Raw genomic sequence first — 9,948 nt, forward strand, 5'->3', positions numbered from 1 at the left:
CCAGATCGCCGAGCGGTCCGGCTACCGCGCCTTCTACCTCGTCAAGGCTCAGTGCAGCGCCGCCCTGGTGGATCCTTCCGAGGCCTTCACCGGCGACCCCTGGCCCGAGTGCGAGGAGTTCCACCGCTGGACCGAGGACCAGATCGGCGAGCTCGACCCCGACCTCGTCGTGATGACCTCCTCGGCCCCGATCACCGGGCTCTACTCCGAAGGTCGCCGCCTGCGCAGCATGGACGACATCGCCGGCGAGCTCGGTGTCGGCCTGGCCGACATGTTCCGCGCCTACACCCCGCTCACCGACCGCCTGGTCATGCTGGTCGACGTGCCACGGCTGTCCCTCGACCCCGGCGTGTGCCTCTCGACCTTCGGGTCCGACCTCGGTGACTGTGCGCAGCCTCCCGACGCGACCGGCACACGCATGCGGGACCTGACGGTCGACGTCGCCACCGAGGCCGGCGTCGAGGTCGTCGACCCGGAGGCCTGGTTCTGCGCCGACGGGCTGTGCCCCACCGTCGTGGGCTCGACGATCTCCTACCGCGACCGCGGCCACATCACCTCCACGCGAGCCGCCGAGCTGGCCGAGCCGCTCGGCAGCGCCCTCGGCATCTGGTAGCCGCCGCACCGTGTCGTAGCGTGCGGCCATGCTGAACCTACGGATCGGGCCGGTCGAGGTCCGCGACCTGGAGCCGTGGCACGCCGAGGAGCTGGCGGAGTTCTTCCGCCGCTCGGGCAGCGGCCTCTACGAGTGGCTCCCCTGGGAGAGCTTCGAGTCAGCGGAGGCGACGCTGCCGTTCCTGACCCGGTTCGCCGAGGGTCGCGGTGCCGACAGCCGCCGCCTCTTCGGCCTGTGGCTCGACGGCGCGCTCGTCGGCGGCACCCTGTTCCCCTCGATCAACGCCCGGGCGGGCACCGCCGAGATCGGCGTCTTCCTCGCCAGCGAGGCCCGTGGCCGGGGCATCGTGACCCAGACCGTCGAGGCCATGATCGCCTGGGCCTTCGAGACCCGCGGGCTCCGTCGGCTCGAGTGGCGTTGCTCGCCCGGCAACGTCGCCAGCCGCGCCATCCCCCAGCGGCTCGGCTTCACCCACGAGGGGACCCTCCGGCAGGTCTTCCAGGTCCGCGAGGACCTCCACGACCTCGAGGTCTGGTCGCTGCTGCGTCACGAGTGGCGCGGCTGACACGGCTGCTTTCGAGCCTGCGTGGCCTCGGTCCGTCAGTGACCGGCGAGACCCGAGATACGCACACCCGAGTGCGCCTTGTAGCGCTTGTTGATCGAGATCAGCACCGCGGTCAGCGGCTCGAGCTGGCGCGCCAGCCGCAGGGCGCCGGCGTCGATGCCGTCGCGGCTCGTGACGCTGCGGGCCAGCTCGATCGCGACCGCCTTGGCCTCGGCGGAGTCGCCGCAGACCAGGACGTCCTCGTCGTCGAGGTAGTCCAACTCGCCCCAGAGCGTCACCGCGGACACGTGGTGGAACGCACCGACGACCGACGACTCCGGCGCGATGCGCTGCGCCGACTCCGCAGCCGAGCCCTCACCGGCGTCCACGACGCGACCGTGGGGGCCGCGCTTGTCGAAGGCCAGCGGGTTGACGCAGGAGATGACGACCTTGCCGTCGAGCGGGAGCGTGGCGACCAGCTCGTCGTGGCCGTCGTACGGCACGGCCAGCAGGACGACGTCGGCCTCGGCGCAGGCGTCGAGGTTGGACGCCCCCGTCACCGTCCCGGCGTCGGCGACACCCTCGAGCCGCGCAGTGACCTCCTCGGCCACCGGCACGGCCTTCTCCGCCGCCCGCGAGCCGAGGACCACCGTGTGACCGTGACGGGCGAAGCGGTAGCCCAGCCCCTTGCCCTGCGGGCCGGTTCCACCGATCACGGCAATGCGGTACGACGTCACTCTGGGCTCCTTGGAAGTGGGGATGAGGCCGGGCAGCACTATCCCATCGCCCCGTGTCGTCTGGGTGTGGGCGGCCACCCTTTGGTACCTTCGAGCAAGGATCCGAACACAGATCCGAAGGCATGGGGTGGCGATCGGTGGGGACACGCTTTCGCGGTGACGTCCAGGGCTTGCGCGCAGTCGCTGTCCTGGTGGTCGTTGCTGCCCACGCGGGGGTCCCCTTCCTGCCCGGCGGCTTCGTCGGCGTCGACGTCTTCTTCGTCATCTCGGGCTTCCTGATCTCCGGGCTGCTGTTCCGCGAGGTGTCCGAGTCGGGCCGGGTCTCCCTGGCCTCCTTCTGGTCGCGGCGGGCCCGCCGGATCCTGCCCGCGGCCACGGTCGTCACGCTGGTCACGATCGCGGTCGCCATCGTCGGGCTCAGCCTGATCGACGCGCGCCAGGTCGTCGTCGACGCCCTCTGGTCCAGCCTGTTCGCCGCCAACGTCCACTTCGCCCAGCAGGACATCTACTACTTCACCTCCGGCAACGGCACCTCCCCGCTCCAGCACTACTGGTCGCTGGCCGTCGAGGAGCAGTTCTACGTCGTGTGGCCGCTGCTGCTGCTCGGCCTGGTCGCCCTCAGCCGCGTCGGGCGCGGAGGTCGGCCCCGCGCGCACCTGCCGCGTTGGACGATCACGATCGCCCTGGTCGTCATCACGGCCGCGTCGTTCGGCTGGTCGCTCCACCAGACCGCCGAGCAGCCCGGATCGGCCTACTTCTCGACCTTCACCCGCGCCTGGGAGCTCGGGGTCGGTGGCCTCGCCGCGCTCGTCGCCGTGCCGCTCGCGCGCCGGCTGCACCGTCACCTGCTCACCGCGCTGGGCGCCGTCGGCGTCGCCGCGATCCTCGTCGCGTGCGTGGCGTTCACCCCCGAGACCGCGTTCCCGGGCTACTCCGCCGCGCTGCCGGTGCTCGGCACCGCGCTGCTGCTCGTCGCCGGGGCCGGAGCGTCCCGCCCGCTCACCTCCGAGCTCCTCGACAACCCGCCGATGAGGGTGCTCGGCGACTGGTCCTTCTCGATCTACCTGTGGCACTGGCCGGCGCTGATCCTGAGCGAGGGCATGCTCGGTCGCCCGCTCCTGGCCTGGGAGACCGGTCTCGTCGTCCTGGCCGTCCTGGTCCTCTCCGGCATCACCTTCCGCCTCGTCGAGACGCCGTTCCGCACCGGTCGTCCCGCCGTGGCCCTGCGGGTGCCGCGCGCCCTCGTGCTCTACCCCGCGAGCCTGGTGCTCGTCGGCGCCACCTGCCTGGCGGGCTGGCAGTGGACCGCGGTCCAGGGCGGGGAGACCGGCGACAACCCGCCCATCACCGTGACCGGCAGCCACGACGACGCGGTCGCCCTGGTCCGCGCCTCGGTCGACGCGGCCCGTGACGAGGTCGCGATCCCGAGCGACCTGACCCCCGACCTGCTCGAGCTGCGCGACAGCATCGCCGACGTCGGCGAGTGCGACTACGCCGAGGACGTCCGCGCCATCTGCCCCCGGGGTGCCGAGAACGGCGAGCGCACCCTGGTCGTCGTCGGCGACTCCCACGCCCGCGCCTGGATCCCGGCCTTCGACCGGATCGCCACCGAGGGCGACTGGACGGCCTACTACCTCGTCAAGCCGCAGTGCACCGCCGCCCACGTGCTCGTCGCCCCCGTCAACGAGGCCCGTCCCTTCACCGAGTGCGTCGCCTTCCAGGACTGGGTGATCGACATGGTCAGCGGCCTCGAGCCCGACCTCGTCGTCGTCGCGTCGTCCCCCCCGGTCAACGGTGTCTACGACGGCGCCGACCGCTACGAGGCCACCGACAAGGTGGCGTCCCTGCTCGCCGACGGCTACGACGAGCTCTTCACCGAGCTGCTCGGCAGCGCCAAGCGCGTGGCGCTGCTGCGCGACGTCCCCAAGTCGCCCGACGACCCCGGCACCTGCCTCACCCAGGGCGAGCCGAGCCTCGGCGACTGCATGTTCAACCCCGTCGAGCGCTCCGAGATCCTCGCCGAGGTCGCCGTCCAGTCGGCCCTCCTGACCGGCACCGAGGTCGTCGACCCGACCCCCTGGCTCTGCTACGACGGCGACTGCCCCGTCGTCATCGGTGGCACCTTGTCCTACCGCGACACCGACCACATCACCACCGAGTACGCCGCGTCGCTCGCCGGCGCCCTCGGTCGCGCGCTCGACATGCTCTGACGCCGGACGTCCCGACGCCCCGCCGTACGCCCGCGATCACGTCACACCCCACCCCCCTTGCCACCGTGAGAGCGCGCTTGCCAGAGTGACGCCCCACACCCAACCGAACCCAGGGGACCCTTCATGAAGCTGTCCATGCCGCTCGTCTACGCCGGCAACCCGCGCGAGTCCGCCGACCAGGTGGCCGCGCTGGAGAAGGCCGGACTGGACACCATCTGGGTCGCCGAGCCCTACGGCTTCGACGCCCCCACGCTCATGGGCTACCTCGCCGCCAAGACCGAGACCGTCGAGATCGGCGCCGGGATCCTCAACGTCTACTCCCGCACCCCCGGCGCGCTGCTGCAGACCGCAGCCGGGCTCGACAACGTCTCCGGTGGCCGCGCCGTGATCGGTCTCGGCGCCTCCGGCCCCCAGGTCATCGAGGGCTTCCACGGGATGCCCTACGAGAAGCCGCTCGGGCGCACCCGCGAGGTCATCGAGATCATCCGCATGGGCCTGCGCCGTGAGGCGCTCGTCAGCGACGGCATCTTCAAGCTCCCCCTCCCCGAGGGCCAGGGCCTCGGCCTCGGCAAGCCGCTCAAGCTGCTCAACAAGCCTGAGCGCCCCGTCATCCCCCTGTGGGTCGCGGCCCTCGGCGACGGCAACGTGAAGATGACCGCCGAGGTGGCCGACGGCTGGCTGCCCTTCCTCTTCCACCCCGAGAAGGCCCACCAGGTCTGGGGCGAGGCCCTCGCCAAGGGCACCGCCAAGCGCTCCCCCGACCTCGCCCCCCTCGAGATCAGCGCCGGCGGGATGGTCGCGATCGGCGAGGACGTCAAGGGCATGCTCGACTTCATGCGCCCCATGTACGCGCTCTACGTCGGCGGCATGGGTGCCCGCGGCAAGAACTTCTACAACGAGCTCGCCTGCCAGTACGGCTACGAGGAGGAGGCCAAGAAGATCCAGGACCTCTACCTCGACGGCCACAAGCGCGACGCCGAGGCTCTCGTGCCCACCGAGTGGTTGGAGGCGGGCAACCTCGTCGGCCCTGCGTCCTACGTCAAGGAGCGCATCGAGGCCTTCAAGGCCGCCGGCGTCACCAATCTCTCGGTCTCCCCCGCCTCCGAGGACCCCGCGGGCACGATCGCCCAGGTCAAGGAGTGGGTGAGCTGACGTACCGACGCTGGCGCGTCGGGTTGGTGTGGGACTCGTGGGAGTGCTCCACGGGAGGGCGCCTGCGGCAGGCCCGGGCCTGCGGGGGGACAGGCTCGCCGTCTCGCCGGGGACGGCGATGGGTGCGTGGTTGCGCGCCGTCGCCCCGGCGCCACGCCTCACTTTTAGCCCCCCGCAGGCCCGACCTGCCTCCGGCACCCTCCCGCGCGGACACCCACCCTCGTCCTCGTCGGTGGTGAGGAGATGGATCTCCCACGCCTCGCCACGCCCGTCCGTGGCCGGCCAGCCACGTGCTTCACCTCCACCACCCACGAGTCGAGATCGGGTGCTGTCCTGCGTGGGCGTGGACGCAGGGCAGGGGTGGTCTGCGGGGGCTAGAAGGGCTTGGCCGCGGCGCCGGTGGACCTGCGCGACCCACGACGACGTCTCCCGGCGACGCGCCGCCCCCTGTCCGCCGCAGGCCATCCCTGCCAGGCGGCCGCGCCCACCCTGCGCACCGGGGCGATGACCCCACCAACCCGACGCGCCAGCGTCGGAACCCGACCTCAGTCGCGAGCGAGCGAGCGGGTGATGACCTGGTTGGCGGCGCGCTGGAAGCCGGCGACGACCGCCTCGAGGGTGAGCTGGCGCAGCCGCGGGAGGGTCTGCTCGAGGCGGACGGCGTCCTCGGGCGAGTGGGGCTCGCGCCGGTAGGGCTCGAGCAGCTCGTCGCGCAGGATGTCGGTGAGCTCCTCGGCCAGCGCTCCCATGTGACGGCGGATCGCCTCGTCGGCGCGGGAGATGCCGGCCTCGGGGATGTCGAGGTCGAGCAGTCCGAGGCCGACCTCGAGGTGGGACATGACGACCCAGGCGTCGCTGCCCTCCTCGATGCAGCCGAGGTTGGTGAGCAGGCGCAGGTCGGAGCCGGAGAGCGTGCGACCGGCGCGCTTCTCGAGCTGGCGCAGGCTCAGCTGCTCGGGGGGCCGGCCGGTCCAGGAGGTGAGCATGGCGCGCTGGAGCACGAGGTCCTCGACGGTGGCGTCGGCGGGCACGCCGGCGAGGAAGCCCTCGATCGCCTGGAGCGTGAAGCCGTGCTCCTGGAGAGCGCGCACCATCTCGAGCCGGGCGCGGTGCACGTCGTCGTAGTAGGCGACGCGGCCGCGGCGGATCGGCGCCGGGAGCAGCCCCAGGCTGGCGTAGTAGCGGGTGGTCCGAACGGTCAGCCCGACGCCCGCGGACAGCTCGTCGATGGTCAACAGGTCGCCGGACGGGTCCGCGGAGGCGTCGACGGCGGGAGCACTCATGACTGTCACAGTATCGCTGGCACAGCATTCCTGGCGGGTTCCGGGACGACCCCTTGAATGCTGACAGTGATGCTGTCACAGTTGCGCTGACACACCCGTTCCCCGACCGGAGGCCCCCGCATGCCCGAGACCCCGTCCATCTACGAGCAGGAGCACGACGACTTCCGCGCGATGGCCCGCGCCTTCATGGACAAGGAGGTCGCCCCCTTCCACGACCAGTGGGAGAAGGACGGACAGGTCAGCCGCGAGGTGTGGACCAAGGCAGGCGAGGCCGGGCTGCTCTGCTTCGACGTCGACGAGCAGTACGGCGGCATGGGTGTCCACGACTTCCGCTACAACGCGATCGTCTCGGAGGAGATCTCCCGGATCGGCGCCAGCGGCCTGGGCTTCCCGGTGCACACCGACATCATCGTCCCCTACATCAGCCAGCTCGGGACCGAGGAGCAGAAGCAGCGGTGGCTGCCGGGCCTGGTCAGCGGGGAGATCATCTCGGCCGTGGCGATGACCGAGCCTGCCGCAGGCTCCGACCTCCAGGGCATCAAGACCAGCGCGGTCGACAAGGGCGACCACTACGTCCTCAACGGCTCCAAGACCTTCATCAGCAACGGCATCATGTCCGACCTGGTGATCGTCGTGTGCCGCACCGATCCCGATGCCGGCCACCAGGGCATCAGCCTGCTGGTCGTCGAGCGCGGCATGGAGGGCTTCGAGCGCGGCCGCAACCTCGACAAGATGGGGCTCAAGGCGCAGGACACCGCCGAGCTGTTCTTCGACAACGTGATCGTGCCCAAGGAGAACCTCCTGGGCGAGGAGGGCTCCGGCTTCATCTCGCTCATGGTCAACCTGCCCCAGGAGCGCATCTCGATCGCCGCGATCGCGGTCGCCGCCTGCGAGCAGGTCCTCGCGATGTGCCTCGACTACGCCAAGCAGCGCGAGGCGTTCGGCAAGCCGATCGGCAAGTTCCAGCACAACCGCTTCCTGCTGGCCGAGATGGCCACCGAGGTCCACATCGCCCGGGTCTTCGTCAACGACTGCATCCTCAAGCTCAACGCCGGTGAGGTCGACACCGCTCTCGCCTCGATGGCGAAGTGGTGGACCACCGAGCTCCAGACCAAGCTCGTCGACCGCGGCGTGCAGCTGCACGGCGGCTACGGCTACATGATGGAGTACCCGATCGCGAAGGCGTTCGTGGACAGCCGGATCCAGACGATCTACGGCGGCACCACCGAGATCCAGAAGGAGATCATCGGGCGCAGCATGGGCATCTGAGGCAACGCACGCACGGTGGCGGCTGTCGCGCCGCGTCCCTTGTGACGGGGTGTGACAGCCGCCACACTTGTCCCCACCACATCCGCCTGCCTGTCGAGGAGAGACCTGCCGATGACCCGTGACGTGCCCGCCGAGGTGCTAGCCAGACGAGCTGAGATCGAGGAGCACATCGCCGGTCAGACCCTGGCCGACGTGCTGAGCCGGACGGTCACGCAGCACGCCGACCAGCCGGCGTACTCCGACAAGCACCAGCGCGAGGGTGACGCCGCGTGGCGCACGCTGACCTGGACCGAGGTGCGCGAACGCAGCCTCGACGTGGCGGCCGGGCTCATCGAGCTCGGGGTGGTGCCGGGCGACACCGTCGCCATCATGGCCACCAACCGGATCGAGCACGTGCTCGCCGACATCGGCGCCGTGCACGCGGCCGCGACGCCGATGTCGATCTACAACACGCTCTCGGTCGAGCAGGTCTCCTTTGTCGCCTCCCACGCCGAGCCGACCGTGGTCATCCTCGAGGGTGCCGACCACCTGGCGCGCTGGTCCCAGGCCCTCGACGCGACCGCGAGCGTGCGCCGGGTCGTGGTCATCGACGCCGACGCCTGCCCCGCCGGCGACCGCTTCATGACGTGGGACGCGTTCCTCGCCTCGGGGGCGGCCTTCCACGCCGCCAACGCCGACGACGTCGAGACCCGGCACACCGCGCTGACCCCCGAGTCGCCGGCGACGATCCTCTACACGTCCGGCACCACCGGCAACCCCAAGGGTGTCGTCCTGACGCACCACAACGTGATGTACGAAGCCATCAGCACCCTCGAGGCCGCCGGGCTCGACGGGCCCCAGCGCCAGGTCAGCTACCTCCCGTTCGCCCACATCGCCGAGCGGGTGCTGGGCATCTACGGCCCCCAGCTCCTCGGCGGCCACATCCACTGCATCGGTGACCCCGCCCAGCTCCTGGCCACCCTCGGCGAGGTGCACCCCACCGCCTTCTTCGGGGTGCCCCGCGTCTGGGAGAAGATCAAGACCGGCCTGTCGGCCAAGCTCGCCGCCGATCCCGACCCCGCCAACGTGACGATGGTCCAGGACTCGATGGCCGCCGCGCTCGCCTGGGTCCAGGCGCAGGAGGTCGGCGGGACCATGACGCCGGAGATCGAGGAGGCCTACGCCCAGGCCGACGCCGCGATCCTCGGCTTCCTCAAGCTGCTCCTCGGCCTCGACCAGGTGACCTGGGCCGGGTCGGCCGCCGCTCCCATGCCCATCGAGGTCGCCAAGTTCATGGCCGGCCTCGGCCTCAAGGTCTACGACGTCTACGGCATGACCGAGACCTGCGGCGCCGTCACGGCCAACGGGCCCGGTGGCTTCCGCCTCGGCAAGGTCGGCCGCCCCACGCCCGGCATGGAGATCCGCCTCGCCGAGGACGGTGAGGTCCTGGTCCGGGGCCCCGTCAACACCCCCGGCTACTACCGGCAGGAGGACGCCACCCGCGCCCTCATCGACGAGGACGGATGGGTCCACACCGGCGACATCGGCACCCTCGACGACGACGGCTTCTTCGCGATCGTCGACCGCAAGAAGGAGCTGATCATCACCTCCGCGGGCAAGAACATCGCCCCGTCCAACATCGAGAACTACCTCAAGGAGTCGCCGATCATCGGCCACGCGATGGCCATCGGCGACAACCGCCCCTACGTCGTGGCGATCCTGACCCTCGACGCGGAGGTGGCCCCGGTCATCGCCGAGCGCATGGGCATCACCTACGCCGACCTGGCCGAGCTCGCGCAGAAGCCCGAGATCCAGGCCATGGCCCAGGCCGCGGTCGATGCTGCCAACGAGCGGCTCTCGCGCCCGGAGCAGGTGAAGGCCTTCGAGCTGCTCCCCGTCGAGTGGACCGCGGAGTCCGAGGAGCTCACCCCGACGCTCAAGCTCCATCGACGAGATAAGGGTCGACATGCACCCCCAGGAGCGGCTGAAGATGATGGAAATCACCGGTCGCCGCACGGTGCCGCAGATCTTTATCGGCAACACGCATGTGGGTGGTTGCGACGAGCTGATGGCCCTTGACCGGCAGGGCGGCCTGGTGCCGCTGCTGGGCGATCACGCCACCTGAGATAATCCGCGTTTCCCCGAAATCCGGCCCGCCTCG

General features: G+C 70.8%; 8 protein-coding genes and 1 pseudogene. 7 read left to right on the forward strand and 2 right to left on the reverse strand.

Annotation, left to right across the window (positions count from 1 at the left end; all coding sequences use genetic code 11):
- Window positions 1–613: SGNH hydrolase domain-containing protein (locus RMN98_RS18655; protein ID WP_309650318.1), on the forward strand; the 613-nt coding region annotated here is incomplete at its 5' end.
- 28 nt (window positions 614–641) lie between these two features.
- A complete protein-coding gene (locus tag RMN98_RS18660) occupies window positions 642–1,178 on the forward strand; it encodes a GNAT family protein (protein ID WP_309650319.1) in 537 nt (178 codons plus the stop codon).
- A 35-nt stretch (window positions 1,179–1,213) separates the two neighbouring features.
- Here the strand turns inward: RMN98_RS18660 and npdG are convergent, their stop codons facing one another.
- A complete protein-coding gene (gene npdG, locus RMN98_RS18665) occupies window positions 1,214–1,894 on the reverse strand; it encodes an NADPH-dependent F420 reductase (RefSeq protein WP_309650320.1) in 681 nt (226 codons plus the stop codon).
- A 170-nt stretch (window positions 1,895–2,064) separates the two neighbouring features.
- Between npdG and RMN98_RS18670 the strand changes: the two genes are divergently transcribed.
- A complete protein-coding gene (locus RMN98_RS18670) occupies window positions 2,065–4,104 on the forward strand; it encodes an acyltransferase family protein (protein WP_309650321.1) in 2,040 nt (679 codons plus the stop codon).
- Window positions 4,105–4,227: 123 nt separating this feature from the next.
- The gene (locus RMN98_RS18675) at window positions 4,228–5,256 is read left to right on the forward strand and encodes an LLM class F420-dependent oxidoreductase (protein ID WP_309650322.1); all 1,029 of its coding nucleotides are present in this window, start codon (window positions 4,228–4,230) and stop codon (window positions 5,254–5,256) included.
- Between the two features lie 545 nt (window positions 5,257–5,801).
- Here RMN98_RS18675 and RMN98_RS18680 read toward each other — a convergent pair.
- Complete coding sequence (locus RMN98_RS18680; RefSeq protein ID WP_309650323.1) at window positions 5,802–6,539, reverse strand: MerR family transcriptional regulator; 738 nt, start codon at window positions 6,537–6,539, stop codon at window positions 5,802–5,804.
- 120 nt (window positions 6,540–6,659) lie between these two features.
- Here RMN98_RS18680 and RMN98_RS18685 point away from each other — a divergent pair, with 120 nt between their 5' ends.
- The 3 genes and pseudogenes from RMN98_RS18685 (at window position 6,660) to RMN98_RS21105 (ending at window position 9,912) form a co-directional block, all read left to right on the forward strand.
- The gene (locus tag RMN98_RS18685) at window positions 6,660–7,808 is read left to right on the forward strand and encodes an acyl-CoA dehydrogenase family protein (protein ID WP_309650324.1); all 1,149 of its coding nucleotides are present in this window, start codon (window positions 6,660–6,662) and stop codon (window positions 7,806–7,808) included.
- Between the two features lie 111 nt (window positions 7,809–7,919).
- Window positions 7,920–9,257, forward strand: a pseudogene (locus tag RMN98_RS18690) (AMP-dependent synthetase/ligase); the annotation flags it as partial.
- 523 nt (window positions 9,258–9,780) lie between these two features.
- Window positions 9,781–9,912 (forward strand): hypothetical protein, encoded by a 132-nt coding sequence (locus RMN98_RS21105; protein WP_397210187.1) that lies wholly within the window; start codon window positions 9,781–9,783, stop codon window positions 9,910–9,912.
- The last annotated feature ends 36 nt before the right edge of the window (window positions 9,913–9,948 follow it).

Origin of the sequence: Nocardioides sp. (assembly GCF_031397825.1) — a bacterium.
Classification (GTDB): Bacteria; Actinomycetota; Actinomycetes; order Propionibacteriales; family Nocardioidaceae; genus Nocardioides.

What these genes read in the sequence shown, in the direction of transcription:
- RMN98_RS18660 (WP_309650319.1), top strand. Translation starts at nt 642, where the DNA reads ATGCTGAACCTACGGATCGGGCCGGTCGAGGTCCGCGACCTGGAGCCG.
- RMN98_RS18675 (WP_309650322.1), top strand. Translation starts at nt 4,228, where the DNA reads ATGAAGCTGTCCATGCCGCTCGTCTACGCCGGCAACCCGCGCGAGTCC.
- RMN98_RS18680 (WP_309650323.1), bottom strand. Translation starts at nt 6,539, where the DNA reads ATGAGTGCTCCCGCCGTCGACGCCTCCGCGGACCCGTCCGGCGACCTG.
- RMN98_RS18685 (WP_309650324.1), top strand. Translation starts at nt 6,660, where the DNA reads ATGCCCGAGACCCCGTCCATCTACGAGCAGGAGCACGACGACTTCCGC.
- RMN98_RS21105 (WP_397210187.1), top strand. Translation starts at nt 9,781, where the DNA reads ATGGAAATCACCGGTCGCCGCACGGTGCCGCAGATCTTTATCGGCAAC.